Here is a 16,228-nt window from a genome sequence, read left to right as displayed (position 1 = left end):
AATCAGCGGATTTTCACGCAGCCGATTTTTACGGACTCATCATGAACCTCACCCAGCTTGTACTGGCCAGCCACAACGCCGGCAAACTCAAAGAACTCCAGGCCATGCTCGGCGCCAGCGTTCAGCTACGCTCCATCGGGGAGTTCAGCACCGTGGAGCCCGAAGAAACCGGGCTGTCGTTCGTCGAGAACGCTATCCTCAAGGCGCGTAACGCCGCGCATATTTCCGGTCTGCCGGCGCTGGCCGATGACTCGGGGCTGGCAGTGGATTACCTGGGTGGCGCGCCGGGCATCTACTCCGCCCGTTACGCCGACGGCCAGGGTGATGCGGCAAACAACGCCAAATTGCTGGACGCCCTCAAGGACGTCCCTGCCGAACAACGCGGCGCCCAGTTCGTCTGCGTTCTGGCACTGGTGCGCCACGCCGACGACCCGCTGCCGATCCTCTGCGAAGGCCTCTGGCACGGACGCATCCTCATGGCTGCCAGCGGAGAGCACGGCTTCGGTTATGACCCGTTGTTCTGGGTGCCGGAGCGCCACTGCTCCAGCGCCGAACTCAGCCCGGCCGACAAGAACCAGATCAGCCACCGAGCCCGCGCTATGGCGATCCTGCGTCAGCGCCTGGGGCTGAGCCCTGATCAGCAATGACTCAGGACTCCACCACCCGGCCGTTGATCCTGGGCGCGGCCGGTTTTTCCTCTGAGCCGCCGCGGGCTCCGCTCACCGAGCTTGCGCCGCTGTCGCTGTACATCCATATCCCGTGGTGCGTGCGCAAATGCCCGTACTGCGACTTCAATTCCCACACGGCGAGCCCGGTGCTGCCGGAACAGGAATACGTCGACGCGCTGCTGGCCGATCTCGATCAAGACCTGCCCCACGTCTATGGCCGAGAGCTAAGCACGATCTTTTTCGGCGGCGGCACGCCCAGCCTGTTCAGCGCCGATGCGTTGGGCCGCTTGCTGCGCGGCGTTGAACAGCGCATCCGCTTCGCGCCCGACATCGAGATCACGCTGGAAGCCAACCCCGGCACCTTCGAGCAGGTGAAATTCAGCGCGTATCGGGGCTTGGGCATCAATCGGTTGTCGATCGGCATCCAGAGTTTTCAGGAAGCCAAACTAAAAGCGCTCGGGCGCATCCACAACGGCGATGAGGCCGTGCGCGCGGCGGACATGGCCCGTCAGGCGGGGTTCGATAACTTCAACCTGGACCTCATGCACGGCCTGCCGGACCAGTCCCAGGAAGATGCGCTTGGCGACCTGCGTCAGGCGATTGCCCTCGCACCGACTCACCTGTCCTGGTATCAGCTGACGCTGGAGCCGAACACGGTGTTCTGGAATCAGCCGCCGACGCTGCCGGAAGACGACATTCTCTGGGACATTCAAGAGGCCGGTCAGACGCTGCTTCGGGAGAACGGCTACGCCCAATATGAAGTGTCGGCCTACGCCCAGCCGGGACGCGAAGCACGGCATAACCTGAATTACTGGGGCTTCGGGGATTTCATCGGGATCGGCGCAGGTGCCCATGGCAAGCTCAGCCACCCGGACGGGCGAATTATCCGCACCTGGAAAACCCGCTTGCCCAAAGATTATTTGAATCCCGCCAAGGCCTATCAGGCTGGCGAAAAGCTGCTGCCGCTGGATGAGATGCCGTTTGAATTTTTGATGAACGCTCTGCGCCTGACAAAAGGCGTGGACGCTGCATTATTCCAGCGCCGCACCGGTCTAAGCATCGATTCGCTCGCCAGTGCCCGTCTTGAGGCGGAACAACGCGGCTTGCTGGAGACCGATCCGTCACGGCTGGTGGCAACCGCTCGCGGCCAGTTATTCCTCAACGACCTGCTGCAGCACTTTCTTCTGTAAGGCTCAACACTAAGGACACTGAATGGAATTCGTACTCGACTTGCTGGCCACCGTCTCGCGCTGGAGTCGCAGCAATTTGTCGGAAATCGCCCTGGCATTGGTGGGCTGTCTGCTGATTCTGTTCGGGACCGACATCAAGGGCTGGATCGAAGGCCGCATCGGCAGCTTCGCCGGCGCCCTGCGCATTCCGATCATGGCGCTGCTCTGCACCGTCGGCAGTGGCGCTGCGTTGATTTATGCCACGCCGTGGGTCGTGCGCGGCCTGAGCCAGTTCAACAACTACAGCCTGGCGCCGGTGTTGTTGGTGGTGCTGGTGTTGATCGGGGTTGTGGCGGATCGGAAATAGTCGAAAGGGAATGAAAAAGCGCCCTTGCCCGCGATGGCGGGAAGGGCGCTCTCAAGAAATCACACTCCGCTGTTGCTGAATGCGATCAGCCCATCAGCGAATGCTCTGGATGCTGCCTTTGTTGCCGGTCACTTTCACGTTCACTTGCTTGAAGATGAAGTAATCGTTGACGGTGACTTCGTAACGCGGCGCGACGATCAGGTCGGAACCGGACGATTTGACGGCCTTGAACGCTGCGGCTGCTTTGGTGGAGGAGATCGGGTCCGGCAGAGGCAGGCCGATACCGCCGCCACCGCTCGCGCCACCGTAGGTCACGCCGTCCGCAAACTGCGTATCGCCGCCGATGTTCAACCAGCCGAACAGAACATTGGTGGACGACTCGCCGCTGATTGCTTCACCGACTTTGACGTCAGCCTTCAGATCAGTCTTCACGTCGCCGGACAGCGAAGCACTTGGCTGGCTGACGTTGTAGCTGACGCAGCCGCTGGTGGTCGCAATCAGCGTGGCGATCGCAGCCATTTGCCAAAACTTGTTCATCTTCATTCCTCGTCATCGATATGGATATATGCAACGGCGGGGACTATGAAGATCAGAACTGAAAATGGATGTCGGACGATTCCGAAGACCTTGTAGCCTTCTTAGGAAGAAATCGAAGGGTTCGTCATACAAGGCAGTTAGCGGCTGAAATGCGCTGTAAAAACTCAAAAGCGGCCGCTATTGGGCCGCTATTGGTCGAAAAGTGATCAGGCCAGCTTTTCGAACTTCAGATCCCAGACCCCGTGACCGAGGCGTTCGCCACGGCGCTCGAATTTGGTGATCGGACGTTCCGCAGGGCGCGGAACGCATTTGCCGTCGTCGGCCAGGTTGCGGTAACCCGGCGCGACATTCATCACTTCCAGCATGTATTCGGCATACGGTTCCCAGTCGGTCGCCATGTGCAGCACGCCGCCCGGCTTCAACTTGGTGCACACCAGCTCGGCAAATTCGGCTTGAACGATGCGGCGCTTGTGATGGCGCGACTTGTGCCACGGGTCCGGGAAGAACAGCATCAGCCGGTCCAGGCTGTTGTCGGCCACGCAGCGGTTGAGCACTTCAATCGCATCGCAATCGTAAACGCGCAGGTTGGTGAGCCCCTGAGTCAGCACGCCGTTGAGCAACGCGCCGACGCCCGGACGATGGACTTCCACACCGATGAAATCCTGCTCTGGCGAGGCGGCTGCCATTTCCAGCAGCGAGTGGCCCATGCCAAAACCGATCTCGAGGGTGCGCGGGGCCGAGCGGCCAAACACCTGATCGAAATCAACCGGGGCGTCGGCCAGCGGCAGCACGAACAGCTCCTTGCCTTGGTCCAGACCGCGTTGTTGGCCTTCGGTCATGCGACCGGCGCGCATCACGAAGCTCTTGATGCGACGGTGATGGCTGTCATCGCCTCGCGTTTTGGCATTTTCGTCATTCATCACTTCATCGTCCGGAAGTGGGTCGGGCGTTTGCGAATCAATCATCAACAGGCTCTTACTTGATCAGACCATCCAGCGGCGAGGACGCGCTGGCATAGAGTTTCTTGGGCATACGACCGGCCAGATAAGCCATGCGGCCCGCCAGAATCGCGTGTTTCATGGCTTCGGCCATCAGCACCGGGTGCTGCGCGTGAGCGATGGCCGAGTTCATCAGCACCGCCTCGCAGCCCAGCTCCATGGCGATGGTGGCATCGGACGCAGTGCCGACACCGGCATCCACCAGTACCGGGACTTTTGATTCTTCCAGGATGATCTGCAGGTTGTACGGGTTGCAGATCCCCAGGCCAGTACCGATCAGGCCCGCGAGGGGCATTACCGCGCAGCAACCGATTTCGGCGAGCTGGCGGGCAATGATCGGGTCATCGCTGGTGTAGACCATGACGTCGAAGCCGTCCCGGACTAGCGTTTCGGCCGCCTTGAGGGTTTCGATGACATTGGGGAACAGGGTTTTCTGGTCAGCGAGGACTTCCAGCTTGACCAGATTGTGGCCATCGAGCAGCTCGCGAGCCAGGCGGCAGGTGCGCACGGCTTCGATGGCGTCGTAGCAACCGGCCGTGTTCGGCAGGATGGTGTAGCGGTCCGGCGGCAGCACATCGAGCAGGTTCGGTTCGCCCGGGTTCTGCCCCAGGTTGGTCCGGCGCACTGCAACGGTGACGATCTCGGCGCCCGAGGCTTCGATGGCCAGTCGGGTCTGTTCCATGTCCGTGTACTTGCCAGTGCCGACCAGCAGGCGCGACTGAAAAGTACGACCGGCCACGGTAAACGGCTTGTCGCTGCGAACGTTGCTCATCTGAATTCCTCTTTACGGTTGAGGTTCTTGCAGTGCTTGCGGATCAGGCCTGCGGCACGTCGAAGGCTAGCCGCCACCGATGGCGTGCACGACTTCGACCTGATCGCCTTCGGTCAGCGTCGTGGCGGCATGCTGGCTGCGCGGGACGATGTCCAGATTGAGCTCGACGGCGATTCGGCGCCCGGTCAGATCCAGACGTGTCAGCAATCCCGCAACGGTCTCGCCGCCGGGCAGCTCAAAGGACTCACCGTTCAACTGAATGCGCATGCGAGGGGGCAGCCATCATTTTAGGGGGCGAGCATTCTAGCCCGATCGGTCGGTATGACCAAGGCAAAGCCACGCCATTCGTCTCAGGCATGGCCGATGCTTGCTGCGCGTTAGCGATAGGCGTGCGTGCAGTAGGGATTAGAGTGTGTCGAGACCCAGGCGCCATGCCGTCCAGCCCAGAATCGCCCAGCCAATCAGGAAAAACAGGCCGCCGAAGGGGGTGATGATGCCCAGCTTGGTCGCGCCGGTCAGCGTCATCAGGTAGAGACTGCCGGAAAACAGGATGATGCCCAGTGTGAAAGAGATCCCCGCGTAGGTGACGAGCCGGCCCTGGATCTGCATTGCCAGCAGTGCCACGCCAAAAATCGCCAGCGCATGAATCAGTTGGTAGAGCACGCCGGTGTGGAAGACCGCCAGGTATTCGGGCGTCAAACGGTTTTTCAGGCCATGGGCCGCGAACGCGCCGAGGGCGACGCCAGTGAATCCGAAGAAGGAGGCCAGCATCAGAAAGGTTCGTAACATGTACAACTCCAGGCAAGTTCAATGAAGCGTGGTCTGTATAATGGCCCGCTCAAACGGTTCGGCCAAGCCATCTCTATGCTGCAATTACTTCTCCGTCGTATCGCCAAAGGCCTGCTCTGTTTCGCAGCGGCAAGTGTCGTTCTGGTGCTGATTTTCCGTTGGGTCCCTCCTCCGTTTACCGCGCTGATGGTCGAACGCAAGATCGAATCCTGGTTCGACGGTCAGCCCATTGACCTGCAGCGCGACTGGGAGTCATGGGACAACATCTCCGATGATCTGAAAATCGCCGTCATCGCTGGCGAAGACCAGAAGTTCGCCGAGCACTGGGGTTTCGATATCGACGCCATTCAGGCGGCACTGGTTCATAACGAGCGCGGCGGCTCCCTGCGCGGGGCCAGTACGCTGAGCCAACAGGTGTCGAAAAACCTGTTTCTGTGGTCGGGCCGCAGTTACTTCCGCAAAGGCCTGGAAGCCTGGTTCACCGCGCTGATCGAGGTGTTCTGGTCCAAGCAGCGCATTCTCGAGGTGTACCTGAACAGCGTGGAATGGGACGACGGTGTCTTCGGCGCCCAGGCCGCTGCGCAGCATCACTTCCATGTGAATGCAGGCCAGCTTTCCACGCAACAGGCGAGCTATCTGGCCGCGGTCCTGCCCAACCCGCGGGAATGGAGCGCCAGCCATCCCAGCAGCTACGTCTCACGCCGCGCCGGCTGGATCCGCCAGCAGATGCGCCAGTTGGGTGGGGATGAGTATTTGATCGCGCTGAATCACAGCCGCAAGTGGTAAGCCACGATCCCTGTAGAGCCGGCTTGCTGGCGAATGCGCGCGTTCAGACACTTAGCTAGCGAATGCCATATGTGGTTCGCCAGCAAGCCGGCTCCTACGGATTGTCGTTGGGGGCAACCAGATTTAGCGTCGGACCCACAAACAAAAAAGCCCCGATCATCTCGGGGCGTTTTGCGTTTCAGCAGGGCAATCGATCAGGCAGCGATCGACAGCTTCAGCTTGTTCATCGCGCTCTTCTCGAGCTGACGAATCCGCTCGGCAGACACGTTGTACTTCTCGGCCAGGTCGTGCAGCGTCGCCTTTTCTTCTGCCAGCCAGCGCTGATACAGAATGTCGCGGCTGCGGTCGTCGAGCACGTTCAGCGCTTCGTGCAGGTTGGCCGTGGAGCTGTCAGTCCAGTCGGAATCTTCCAGCTGACGCGCCGGATCGTAACGATGGTCTTCCAGGTAGTTGGCCGGCGACTGGAAGGCGCTGTCGTCATCGGCTTCTGCTGCCGGGTCGAACGCCATGTCGTGGCCCGTCAGACGGCTTTCCATCTCGCGCACTTCGCGGGGCTCGACGCCCAGGCTCTCCGCCACGCGATGGACTTCTTCGTTGTTCAGCCAGGCCAGACGCTTCTTCTGGCTGCGCAGGTTGAAGAAAAGCTTGCGCTGAGCCTTGGTGGTCGCGACCTTCACGATGCGCCAGTTGCGCAGGATGAACTCGTGAATCTCGGCCTTGATCCAGTGCACTGCAAAGGACACCAGGCGCACGCCCATCTCTGGGTTGAAGCGCTTGACGGCCTTCATCAGGCCAACGTTACCTTCCTGAATCAGGTCAGCCTGAGCCAGTCCGTAACCGGAATAACTGCGTGCGATATGCACGACAAATCGCAGGTGGGCGAGCACCATCTGCCGAGCCGCCCCTAGATCCTGCTCGTAATAGAGACTCTCGGCCAGTTCACGCTCCTGCTCAGGCGTCAGCAGTGGAATGCTGTTTACCGTATGCACGTAGGCTTCCAGGTTTGCACCCGGAACCAAGGCATAAGCAGGTTGCAAAGAATTGGTCATACGGAAAAACCTCCGACACATAACTCGTGCAGTTCAGCACTGCGAAATTGACCGGGAACCGCTAGACAAGTTCCCTCAGCTGAAAAGTCAATAGGTGAAACAAAATTTACTCAGAAATCATGACAACACAACACTCACATCACTAACGAGGCGCCAACTCTCTCAAATGGCGTGCTACCGCAATCCACGCACCGATATACCCCAACAGCACCGCCCCAAGCAAGAGTGACAAGCCATCGGAAACCGGTACACCCGCGAGGGCGAAATCACTGCCGTACAACCCGGCCAGCTTGACCACCGCATCGTTCAGCCAGTCCAGCCCGAACGCCAGTACGCCCCAAGACAAAACCCCGGCACCGAGCCCGTACAACGCACCCATATAAAGGAAGGGCCGACGCACGTAGCTGTCGGTGCCGCCCACCAACTTGATGACCTCGATTTCCGTGCGACGGTTCTCGATGTGCAGACGAATGGTGTTGCCGATGACCAATAGCAGCGCTGCGACCAGCAACACCGTCAGACCAAAGACGAATCGATCGCCCAGCTTGAGAATGGCTGCCAGCCGCTCGACCCAGACCAGATCGAGTTGGGCCTGCTGCACTTTAGGCAACTCGGCGAGACGTGTACGTAATGCCTCCAGCGCGGCTTTGTCAACCTCCAGTGGCGTGACCAGCACAACACCGGGCAGCGGGTTTTCAGGCAGTTCCTTCAACGCCTCGCCCAGACCGGACTGTTTCTGGAACTCGTTCAGCGCCTCATCACGACTGATGTACTCGGCATCGGCAACGCCCGGCATTTCCTTGATCTGGCGGACCAGGCCTTCGCCTTCGCTCGGCGACGCTTCCAGTTGGAGGTACAGCGATATCTGCGCCGCACGCTGCCACGACCCACCAAGGCGCTCGACATTGCTCAGCAACAGCGAAAGGCCCATCGGCAAGCTCAGCGCGATCGCCATCACCAGACAGGTAAAGAAACTGCCAATCGGCTGCTTGCCCAAACGGCGCAGGCTGTCCAGCAGGCTTGAACGATGCGCTTCGATCCAGGCGCTGAACAACGCACCGAAGCTCGGGCCATCGTCGTCATCGTGTTTCTTCTTTTGCGGCGCCGGGTCTGACGCCTTGGCCGCGACGCGCTCGGACACCTTGGGGCTGCGGGTGGCACTCATACGCCAGCCTCCCCGTCGCCGATCAATCGGCCGCGCTGCAACGTCAGCATGCGATGACGCATCCGCGCGATCAGCGCCAAGTCGTGGCTCGCAATCAGCACGCTGGTGCCCAGTCGGTTGATGTCTTCGAACACACCCATGATTTCGGCGGCCAGACGCGGGTCGAGGTTACCGGTGGGTTCGTCCGCCAACAGCAGGGCCGGGCGGTGAACGATGGCGCGGGCGATACCGACGCGCTGTTGCTGACCGGTGGACAAGTCGCCCGGGTACAGCTCGGCTTTGTCCGACAACGCAACGCGCTCAAGGGCCGAATCGACGCGCTTCACTACCTCGGTTTTGGACAGACCGAGGATTTGCAGCGGCAGCGCGACGTTGTTGAACACCGTGCGATCAAACAGCAACTGGTGGTTCTGGAACACCACGCCGATCTGCCGACGCAAAAACGGGATCTGCGCGGTGCTGATCTGGCCCAGGTCCTGACCTGCCAGCAAAAGCTTGCCGGTGGTCGGACGTTCCATCGCCAGCAGCAGGCGCAGCAAGGTGCTCTTGCCTGCGCCGGAGTGACCGGTCACAAACAGAAATTCACCACGACGTACTCGAAAGCTCAGCTCATGCAGGCCGACGTGTCCGTTCGGATAGCGTTTACCGACCTGTTCGAAACGAATCATGGGCGCTCCCGCTCGGCGAATAGGGCTTGGACGAACGGTTCGGCTTCGAAGGTTCGCAGATCGTCGATGCCTTCACCGACACCAATGTATCGAATCGGCAGGCCGAATTGTTTGGCCAGGGCGAAGATCACGCCCCCTTTTGCCGTGCCGTCGAGCTTGGTCAGCGCAAGGCCGGTCAGCTGGACTGTCTGGTGGAACTGCTTGGCCTGATTGATCGCGTTCTGGCCCGTGCCAGCGTCCAGCACCAGAAGGACTTCGTGGGGCGCATCGGCGTCGAGCTTGCCGATCACGCGACGAACCTTCTTCAACTCTTCCATCAGGTTGTCTTTGGTGTGCAGGCGGCCCGCGGTGTCTGCGATCAACACGTCGACACCTCGCGCCTTGGCAGCCTGAACGGCATCAAAAATCACCGAAGCCGAGTCAGCGCCAGTGTGCTGGGCGATCACCGGGATCTTGTTGCGCTCGCCCCAAACCTGCAACTGCTCAACCGCTGCGGCGCGGAAAGTATCGCCTGCCGCCAGCATGACTTTTTTGCCTTCCAGCTGAAGCTTCTTGGCAAGCTTGCCGATGGTAGTGGTTTTACCCGCGCCGTTAACGCCTACCACCAGGATCACAAAGGGCTTGTGCTGTGAAGTAATGACCAGCGGGGCTTCCACTGGTTTGAGCATTTCAGTCAGCTCGTTCTGCAGCGACTTATACAGCGCGTCGCTGTCGGTGAGCTGCTTGCGCGCCACTTTTTGCGTCAAGTTACGCACGATCGTCGACGTTGCTTCCACACCGACGTCTGCGGTCAATAGCCGGGTTTCCAGCTCGTCGAGCATGTCGTCGTCGATGGCTTTCTTGCCGAGGAACAGGCTGGCCATCCCTTCGCCCAGGCTGGCGCTGGTTTTCGACAGGCCCTGTTTCAGACGCGCGAAGAAACCAGGTTGCTTGGGTTCGGCGGATCCTTCGAGCGGGACAGGGGGCACGCTGGTTTCAAGAACGGGCACGGCAGCCGCGGCTGGAACCCTCGGCGCTGTGGTCAAAGGCGGCGTCAACGACGGGAGATCATTGCCAGAAACCGGATCAGGCAGCGCGACCGGGGTCGGCTCGATGGACGGCGCCACTTCGGACGACGCGGTGTCGATGATCGCCGGTTGAGCAGGTACATCCGCATGTAGAGCGGCTGCGGGTTCCACGTTGGACTCGGTGTGAACCGGAATGGGCGGCGTAACGTGAGGCTCGCGCTCATCGGTGAAGGCCACTGGCTCGTCAGCAACGGGCAGGTGAAGCCAAGGATCTTCGACCGGGGCCAAAAGCGCTTCAGTCGTAGCTGTTTGTGGCAAGGGCTGCGGCGCGGATTGCGGCGCGCGCTCGGCCGGGATGACCGGGGCGTTGTGCTGCTCAGCAACAGCCGGGGCCTGATCGGACACGGATTCTGGCGCTGGTGCGGGGGTATTCTGAGGCGGCTCGGGAGTGGCTTCCTGCGGCTTTTTGCGCAGCCATCCGAACAGGCCTTTTTTCTCGCCAGCCGGGGCTGGGGTCTTCTTGTCGTCGTTGGAACCAAACATGGAGGACGGCTATCTCACGGTAACGACGCGCCAGAGCGGCGCCTCTGAAAAATTCTGTATGCGAAACAGACTGCTTTTATGTCCGCTTGTTCATAGGTTGCCCACGTCAAATAATCGGACCGTCGCCGGACCGTCCTACATGCGAATTCGGGCCAGGTCTTACAAGGTCTGTTTACGGCTCGGACATCTTAGCCATAGTCGTCAGGCAAACTGGCCGCTATCCTAACACCCCGCGCCCGCTGACGCTAAGCAGGCCGTCTCCAAGGTTCAAATCACGAATGAATGCTCTAGCCCGCTGTGCCGCAGGCCTGCTGCTCAGCACAATCTGTTTGCCCTTCGCCGCATCGGCTGCCGACCCTCAACCCACCACCGAATTCACGCTGGACAACGGCCTGAAGGTCGTCGTGCGTGAAGATCACCGCGCACCGGTCGTGGTTTCGCAGGTCTGGTACAAGGTCGGCTCCAGCTACGAGACGCCCGGCCAGACGGGCCTTTCCCATGCGCTGGAACACATGATGTTCAAGGGCAGCTCCAAGGCCGGCCCCGGCGAAGCATCGCTGATCCTGCGCGATCTGGGCGCGGAAGAGAACGCTTTCACCAGCGACGACTACACCGCTTATTACCAAGTGCTCGCCCGTGATCGACTGGCCGTTGCCTTCGAACTGGAAGCCGACCGCATGGCCACCCTGCGCCTGCCCCCTGAAGAGTTCGCGCGGGAGATCGAAGTCATCAAGGAAGAGCGCCGCCTGCGCACCGATGACAAGCCGAACGCCAAGGCCTATGAGCGCTTCAAGGCCATCGCCTACCCCGCCAGCGGCTACCACACGCCGACTATCGGCTGGATGGCCGACCTTGAGCGCATGAAGGTCGAGGAGCTGCGCCACTGGTATGAATCCTGGTACGCGCCCAACAACGCCACGCTGGTGGTGGTCGGTGACGTGAAGCCCGATGAGGTGAAAGCCTTGGCTGAGCGCTTCTTCGGCCCGGTTCCGCGCCGCGATGTACCGCCTTCGAAAAAGCCGCTGGAGCTTGCCGAACCTGGTCTGCGCCAGATCACTGTGCATGTCGCCACGCAGATGCCGAGCCTGATGTATGGCTTCAACGTGCCGAGCCTGGCCACCGCCACCGATCCACAGTCAGTCAACGCACTGCGCCTGATTTCGGCCTTGCTCGACGGCGGCTACAGCGCGCGCATCCCGACCCGTTTGGAGCGCGGCGAAGAGCTGGTGACCGGGGCCTCGTCCGACTACGACGCCTACACCCGCGGCGACAGCCTGTTCACCATCAGCGCCACGCCCAACCAGCAGAAAAAGAAAACCCTCGCCGACGCCGAAGCCGGCATCTGGCGCCTGCTCGACGAGTTGAAAACCAAGCCGCCCGCCAAGGAAGAGCTGGAACGCGTCAGGGCCCAGGTGATCGCCGGGTTAGTCTACGAGCGCGATTCCATTACCAGTCAGGCCAGCACCATTGGCGAACTGGAAACGGTGGGGCTGTCCTGGAAGCTCATCGATCAGGAACTGGCAGCGCTGCAAAGCGTGACACCGGAAGACATCCTGAAAGCTGCACGCACTTACTTCACCCGCGAGCGCCTTGCCGTTGCGCATGTTTTGCCTGAGGAGAAAGCCCAATGAGCCAGCGCATCGAATCCCGCTTTGCGCGAACGCGGGCCTGCTCCTTCGCACTCGCCGTGACGTTTGGCCTGTTGGGTGCGGGATCGGCGATGGCAGAGACTGCCGACGAAGCCCCGAAAGCCATCGACAAGGCGGCCAGTACGCTGGAATCCCTGAAAGAACTGGACGGTAAAGCGCCTGCTCGCCGCTCGCTGAACATCCAGTCGTGGAATACGGCTGAAGGCGCTCGCGTGCTCTTTGTTGAAGCCCACGAGCTGCCGATGTTCGACATGCGCCTGCTGTTCGCGGCCGGCAGCAGCCAGGACGGTGCCACTCCAGGCATTGCGCTGGTCACCAACGCGATGCTCAACGAGGGCGTCAAAGGCAAGAACGTCAGCGCCATCGCCGAAGGTTTCGAAGGACTGGGCGCCGATTTCGGCAACGGCTCCTATCGCGACATGGCGATCGCCTCGCTGCGCAGCCTGAGCGCCCCCGACAAACGTGAGCCGGCCTTGAAACTGTTTGCCGAAGTGGTGGGCAAACCGACGTTCCCGGCGGACTCGCTGGCACGAATCAAAAACCAGCTGCTGGCCGGCTTTGAATATCAGAAGCAGAACCCGGGCAAGCTGGCAGGCGACGAGCTGTTCAAGCGGTTGTACGGCGATCATCCTTACGCGCACCCGAGCATGGGCACGGCCAAAAGCATCGCGCCTCTGACCTTGGCTCAGCTCAAGGCCTTTCATGCCAAGGCCTACGCCGCTGGCAACGCGGTCATCGCGCTGGTTGGCGACCTGACGCGCGCTGAAGCCGAAGCGGTGGCGGCCCAGGTTTCAGTCGCGCTGCCCAAAGGTCCGGCGCTGACACAAACCGTCGCACCGATCGAACCCAAGCCGAGTGAAACCCACATCGAGTTTCCGTCCAAGCAGACGCACCTGATGCTGGCTGAACTGGGCATCACCCGCGGCGATCATGACTACGCGGCCCTGTCACTGGGCAACTCGATCCTCGGTGGCGGCGGCTTCGGCAGCCGTCTGATGACCGAAGTGCGGGAAAAACGCGGCCTGACCTACGGTGTGTCTTCAGGCTTCACGCCGATGCAGGCACAGGGTCCGTTCATGATCAGCCTGCAGACGCGCGCCGAGTTGAGCGAAAACACGCTCAAGCTGGTCAAGGACATCACCCGTGACTTCCTTGCCAACGGCCCGACCCAGAAAGAGCTCGACGATGCCAAGCGCGAACTGGCCGGCAGCTTTCCACTGGCGACTGCCAGCAATGCGGCCATCGTTGGCCAACTGGGCGCGGTCGGCTTCTATAATCTGCCGCTGACCTACCTCGAAGATTTCATGACGCAGTCCCAGAGCGTGACGGTCGAGCAGATCAAGACCGTGATGAACAAACATCTGGACGCTGACAAGCTGGTGATCGTGACTGCAGGTCCGACCGTCCCGCAGAAGCCGCTGCCACCCCCTACTGACAAACCCGCCGAGCAACCGCTCGGCGTTCCGGAGCACTGATGACCTCGACTTCCAAGCCGCCGCGTATCCACAAAGGGCACAAAATCCACACAGGCCTCGGCCAACTGCGGATCATCGGCGGCGAATGGCGCAGTCGGCGTCTGAGTTTCCCTGACGCCCCCGGTCTGCGCCCGACGCCGGATCGTGTGCGTGAAACCCTGTTCAACTGGCTGGCCCCTTACATCGAGGGCGCGCGCGTCCTCGATCCGTTCGCCGGCAGCGGCGCGCTGTACCTTGAAGCCCTGTCCCGCGGCGCCAGCATGGGCCTGGCGCTGGACACCAACTCGATGGCGATTTCCAGCCTGCGCGAACACCTCGGCGCGCTACATTGCACCGTCGGCAAAACCGCAACTGGCGACGCGCTTCGCCATCTGGAAACCCAACCGGCCGAACAGTTCGACGTCGTGTTCCTCGACCCGCCGTTCCACCAGGACTTGCTGATGCCGGCGTGCACGCTGCTGGAAGAGCGCAACTGGCTGGCGGACAACGCGTGGATCTACACCGAAAGCGAAACCGCGCCGTCGACGCTGGGCATGCCCGCCAACTGGCGCCTGCACCGTGAAAAGAAAGCAGGTCAGGTTCACTACGCGGTGTGGGAACGCAGTGCCGTCGCGAGCTGACCTTCGCGGGTTCGTCCCGGCGTTCGGCCTGGGCAACCCGCACTTGCAGACGCTGTGGGGACCGCTCTGGCGTCCGACCACTCACCTCGAGCGTCGGCGCGAGCGCATCTGGCTGGAAGACGGCGATTTCCTCGACATGGACTGGCATGGCCCGCACGACGCCACTGTGCCGGTCGTGCTCGTGCTGCACGGTCTGACCGGCTCGTCCAACTCCCCCTATGTGGCCGGGCTGCAGCACGCCATGGAGAAACAGGGCTGGGCGAGCGTCGCCCTCAACTGGCGAGGCTGTTCAGGGGAGCCCAACCTGTTGCCCCGCAGCTATCACTCAGGTGCCAGCGAAGACCTTGCCGCGGTGATCGATCATCTGCGCAAGGCCCGACCGTTGGCGCCGCTTTACGCTGTCGGGTACTCCCTGGGCGGCAACATTTTGCTCAAGCACCTTGGCGAAACCGGACTCGACAGCCACCTGCAAGGCGCTGCTGCGGTGTCGGTGCCGTTTCGTCTGGACGAATGCGCCGACCGCATCGGGCTGGGCTTCTCGAAAGTCTATCAACGCCACTTCATGCGCGAGATGGTCGGCTACATCAAGGACAAGCAGAGACGCTTCCAGCATGAAGGCCTCAGCGATGGGCTGGCAGAACTGGCGAAGCTGGGTTCGCTGAAAGACATGCGCACGTTCTGGGATTTCGACGGGCGCGTGACAGCGCCGCTCAATGGCTTCGTGGACGCCCATGATTACTACCGGCGCGCTTCCAGCCGGTACTTCCTCGGCGCCATCCGCACGCCAACCCTGTTGATCCAGTCCCTGGACGACCCGTTCGTGTTCAAGCACAGCCTGCCTGAGGCGTCGGAGCTGTCATCCAGCACCGCGTTCGACCTGCAGAAAAAAGGCGGCCATGTGGGTTTTGTCGGCGGCACCATCAGAACGCCCACGTATTACCTGGAGCAACGGATTCCGGCGTGGCTGACGGACGTCCATGGGGCGTCGGCAAACCGCTAACGGCTGCACGATCGTTAGTGCTGCGCTGGGCGATGGGCAGATGCGAGGCACACACGCCGCCACCTCAGTCCCCCGTCGCCACGCCCCGCTGCGGATCATTGATCCACTCGCTCCACGACCCTGCGTAAAGCGCCCCCAGCGGATACCCGGCGAGAGCCAAGGCAAACAGGTTGTGACAGGCCGTCACACCAGAACCGCAATAGGCGACGAGCTCATGGGCAGGACGGCCTTGTAGAGCCTTGGCGAAGCGCTGCTTCAGTTGATCCGCCGGGAGAAAGCGGCCATCCGGCCCGAGGTTGTCGGTGAACGCCGCGCACTGCGCGCCGGGAATGTGCCCCGCAATAGGGTCGATAGGCTCGACCTCACCCCGGAACCGCGCGGGTGCACGCGCGTCGATCAACGTCATGCCGGCATCGCCGATGCGGGCCTGCAGCTGCTCGGCCGTCAGCACCATCGAGTCATCCGGTACGCCGTCGAACGAGCCCTCGGGTTGATGCGGCGGATCAAGGCTCAGCGGCAGACCCGCCCCATGCCAGGCCTTGAGCCCGCCATCGAGCACATACACACCGTCGCGCTTGCCCAACCACATCAGCAACCACCAGGCTCGGGCGGCATATGCACCCGGCCCATCGTCGTACAGCACGATATCGCTCTGATTGTTCACACCCCAGAACCGCAAGCGCTCAATCAGCGCCTGCGCATCCGGCAGCGGGTGGCGACCGGTGACACCCTTGGTGATGGCCCCACTGAGATCATTGAGCAAGTCAGCGTAGGAAGCGCCTTCGATATGGCCCTCAGCGTAGCTTCGCTGGCCGTAGTCCAAATCGTCCAGCGACGAACGACAATCCAGTATCACAAGCCCGGGCTGGGTCAGGCGTTCTGACAATTGTTGCGGGCTGATCAATTGCGCGATGGACATGACAGGCTCCTGCAGGCAGTAAAAAAGGGCGATATGACGATTTATTG

General features: G+C 61.4%; 17 protein-coding genes and 1 pseudogene. 8 read left to right on the top strand and 10 right to left on the bottom strand.

Annotated features, from left to right (window positions below):
- Positions 1 to 38 precede the first annotated feature (38 nt).
- Genes rdgB through OKW98_RS03070 form a run of 3 tightly spaced genes read left to right on the top strand, consistent with a single transcriptional unit; the run spans position 39 to position 2,204 of the window.
- Positions 39 to 647, top strand: coding sequence for an RdgB/HAM1 family non-canonical purine NTP pyrophosphatase (gene rdgB, locus OKW98_RS03080; RefSeq protein WP_265389637.1), 609 nt, complete (start codon positions 39 to 41; stop codon positions 645 to 647).
- Positions 644 to 1,858 carry a radical SAM family heme chaperone HemW gene (gene hemW / locus OKW98_RS03075; protein WP_265387926.1) on the top strand — a complete coding sequence of 405 codons (1,215 nt, stop codon included), beginning with the start codon at positions 644 to 646 and terminating at the stop codon, positions 1,856 to 1,858. Before rdgB ends, hemW begins: the two co-directional genes overlap by 4 nt.
- Before the next feature lie 22 nt (positions 1,859 to 1,880).
- Positions 1,881 to 2,204 (top strand): DUF3392 domain-containing protein, encoded by a 324-nt coding sequence (locus OKW98_RS03070; protein WP_237254505.1) that lies wholly within the window; start codon positions 1,881 to 1,883, stop codon positions 2,202 to 2,204.
- A gap of 93 nt (positions 2,205 to 2,297) precedes the next feature.
- Here OKW98_RS03070 and OKW98_RS03065 read toward each other — a convergent pair whose 3' ends face one another.
- From OKW98_RS03065 to OKW98_RS03045, 5 genes are all read right to left on the bottom strand, one after another.
- Positions 2,298 to 2,741 carry a hypothetical protein gene (locus OKW98_RS03065; RefSeq protein WP_074892395.1) on the bottom strand — a complete coding sequence of 148 codons (444 nt, stop codon included), beginning with the start codon at positions 2,739 to 2,741 and terminating at the stop codon, positions 2,298 to 2,300.
- A 206-nt stretch (positions 2,742 to 2,947) separates the two neighbouring features.
- On the bottom strand, positions 2,948 to 3,661 hold the full coding sequence (gene trmB, locus OKW98_RS03060) for a tRNA (guanosine(46)-N7)-methyltransferase TrmB (protein WP_265389636.1): 714 nt from the start codon (positions 3,659 to 3,661) through the stop codon (positions 2,948 to 2,950).
- Positions 3,662 to 3,716: 55 nt separating this feature from the next.
- The gene (locus tag OKW98_RS03055; protein WP_074892362.1) at positions 3,717 to 4,511 is read right to left on the bottom strand and encodes a thiazole synthase; all 795 of its coding nucleotides are present in this window, start codon (positions 4,509 to 4,511) and stop codon (positions 3,717 to 3,719) included.
- A 66-nt stretch (positions 4,512 to 4,577) separates the two neighbouring features.
- The gene (thiS, locus tag OKW98_RS03050) at positions 4,578 to 4,778 is read right to left on the bottom strand and encodes a sulfur carrier protein ThiS (protein ID WP_265387925.1); all 201 of its coding nucleotides are present in this window, start codon (positions 4,776 to 4,778) and stop codon (positions 4,578 to 4,580) included.
- A gap of 138 nt (positions 4,779 to 4,916) precedes the next feature.
- Complete coding sequence (locus OKW98_RS03045) at positions 4,917 to 5,300, bottom strand: DUF423 domain-containing protein (protein WP_065991125.1); 384 nt, start codon at positions 5,298 to 5,300, stop codon at positions 4,917 to 4,919.
- Between the two features lie 75 nt (positions 5,301 to 5,375).
- Between OKW98_RS03045 and mtgA the strand changes: the two genes are divergently transcribed.
- Entirely contained in the window at positions 5,376 to 6,086 is a 711-nt protein-coding gene (mtgA, locus tag OKW98_RS03040) for a monofunctional biosynthetic peptidoglycan transglycosylase (protein ID WP_265387924.1), read from the top strand.
- Between the two features lie 194 nt (positions 6,087 to 6,280).
- Here the strand turns inward: mtgA and rpoH are convergent, their stop codons facing one another.
- From rpoH to ftsY, 4 genes are all read right to left on the bottom strand, one after another.
- Positions 6,281 to 7,135 (bottom strand): RNA polymerase sigma factor RpoH, encoded by an 855-nt coding sequence (rpoH, locus tag OKW98_RS03035; RefSeq protein ID WP_065991120.1) that lies wholly within the window; start codon positions 7,133 to 7,135, stop codon positions 6,281 to 6,283.
- A gap of 142 nt (positions 7,136 to 7,277) precedes the next feature.
- Positions 7,278 to 8,300 carry a permease-like cell division protein FtsX gene (gene ftsX, locus OKW98_RS03030; protein WP_265387923.1) on the bottom strand — a complete coding sequence of 341 codons (1,023 nt, stop codon included), beginning with the start codon at positions 8,298 to 8,300 and terminating at the stop codon, positions 7,278 to 7,280.
- Positions 8,297 to 8,968 (bottom strand): cell division ATP-binding protein FtsE, encoded by a 672-nt coding sequence (ftsE, locus tag OKW98_RS03025; protein ID WP_037018829.1) that lies wholly within the window; start codon positions 8,966 to 8,968, stop codon positions 8,297 to 8,299. The genes ftsX and ftsE overlap by 4 nt, the downstream gene beginning before the upstream one ends.
- Positions 8,965 to 10,518 carry a signal recognition particle-docking protein FtsY gene (gene ftsY, locus OKW98_RS03020; protein WP_265387922.1) on the bottom strand — a complete coding sequence of 518 codons (1,554 nt, stop codon included), beginning with the start codon at positions 10,516 to 10,518 and terminating at the stop codon, positions 8,965 to 8,967. The genes ftsE and ftsY overlap by 4 nt, the downstream gene beginning before the upstream one ends.
- 278 nt (positions 10,519 to 10,796) lie before the next feature.
- Between ftsY and OKW98_RS03015 the strand changes: the two genes are divergently transcribed.
- From OKW98_RS03015 to OKW98_RS03000, 4 genes and pseudogenes are all read left to right on the top strand, one after another.
- On the top strand, positions 10,797 to 12,149 hold the full coding sequence (locus tag OKW98_RS03015) for a M16 family metallopeptidase (protein WP_265387921.1): 1,353 nt from the start codon (positions 10,797 to 10,799) through the stop codon (positions 12,147 to 12,149).
- A gap of 116 nt (positions 12,150 to 12,265) precedes the next feature.
- Positions 12,266 to 13,642 (top strand): annotated as a pseudogene (locus tag OKW98_RS03010) (M16 family metallopeptidase); the annotation flags it as partial.
- A complete protein-coding gene (gene rsmD, locus OKW98_RS03005) occupies positions 13,642 to 14,262 on the top strand; it encodes a 16S rRNA (guanine(966)-N(2))-methyltransferase RsmD (protein ID WP_265387919.1) in 621 nt (206 codons plus the stop codon). The pseudogene OKW98_RS03010 and the gene rsmD, both read left to right, overlap by 1 nt.
- The gene (locus tag OKW98_RS03000; RefSeq protein ID WP_265387918.1) at positions 14,246 to 15,262 is read left to right on the top strand and encodes a hydrolase; all 1,017 of its coding nucleotides are present in this window, start codon (positions 14,246 to 14,248) and stop codon (positions 15,260 to 15,262) included. Before rsmD ends, OKW98_RS03000 begins: the two co-directional genes overlap by 17 nt.
- A 64-nt stretch (positions 15,263 to 15,326) precedes the next feature.
- On the opposite strand, the gene OKW98_RS02995 is transcribed toward OKW98_RS03000, so the two are convergent.
- On the bottom strand, positions 15,327 to 16,181 hold the full coding sequence (locus tag OKW98_RS02995) for a sulfurtransferase (RefSeq protein WP_265387917.1): 855 nt from the start codon (positions 16,179 to 16,181) through the stop codon (positions 15,327 to 15,329).
- Positions 16,182 to 16,228 lie beyond the last annotated feature (47 nt).

Origin of the sequence: Pseudomonas sp. KU26590 (assembly GCF_026153515.1) — a bacterium.
Lineage (GTDB): Bacteria > Pseudomonadota > Gammaproteobacteria > Pseudomonadales > Pseudomonadaceae > Aquipseudomonas.
This window is presented reverse-complemented; position numbering and strand designations above follow the sequence as displayed.

Coding starts and splice junctions, on each gene's coding strand:
- hemW (WP_265387926.1), top strand. CDS start 644: ATGACTCAGGACTCCACCACCCGGCCGTTGATCCTGGGCGCGGCCGGT.
- OKW98_RS03070 (WP_237254505.1), top strand. CDS start 1,881: ATGGAATTCGTACTCGACTTGCTGGCCACCGTCTCGCGCTGGAGTCGC.
- OKW98_RS03065 (WP_074892395.1), bottom strand. CDS start 2,741: ATGAACAAGTTTTGGCAAATGGCTGCGATCGCCACGCTGATTGCGACC.
- trmB (WP_265389636.1), bottom strand. CDS start 3,661: ATGAATGACGAAAATGCCAAAACGCGAGGCGATGACAGCCATCACCGT.
- OKW98_RS03055 (WP_074892362.1), bottom strand. CDS start 4,511: ATGAGCAACGTTCGCAGCGACAAGCCGTTTACCGTGGCCGGTCGTACT.
- thiS (WP_265387925.1), bottom strand. CDS start 4,778: ATGCGCATTCAGTTGAACGGTGAGTCCTTTGAGCTGCCCGGCGGCGAG.
- OKW98_RS03045 (WP_065991125.1), bottom strand. CDS start 5,300: ATGTTACGAACCTTTCTGATGCTGGCCTCCTTCTTCGGATTCACTGGC.
- mtgA (WP_265387924.1), top strand. CDS start 5,376: ATGCTGCAATTACTTCTCCGTCGTATCGCCAAAGGCCTGCTCTGTTTC.
- rpoH (WP_065991120.1), bottom strand. CDS start 7,135: ATGACCAATTCTTTGCAACCTGCTTATGCCTTGGTTCCGGGTGCAAAC.
- ftsX (WP_265387923.1), bottom strand. CDS start 8,300: ATGAGTGCCACCCGCAGCCCCAAGGTGTCCGAGCGCGTCGCGGCCAAG.
- ftsE (WP_037018829.1), bottom strand. CDS start 8,968: ATGATTCGTTTCGAACAGGTCGGTAAACGCTATCCGAACGGACACGTC.
- ftsY (WP_265387922.1), bottom strand. CDS start 10,518: ATGTTTGGTTCCAACGACGACAAGAAGACCCCAGCCCCGGCTGGCGAG.
- OKW98_RS03015 (WP_265387921.1), top strand. CDS start 10,797: ATGAATGCTCTAGCCCGCTGTGCCGCAGGCCTGCTGCTCAGCACAATC.
- rsmD (WP_265387919.1), top strand. CDS start 13,642: ATGACCTCGACTTCCAAGCCGCCGCGTATCCACAAAGGGCACAAAATC.
- OKW98_RS02995 (WP_265387917.1), bottom strand. CDS start 16,181: ATGTCCATCGCGCAATTGATCAGCCCGCAACAATTGTCAGAACGCCTG.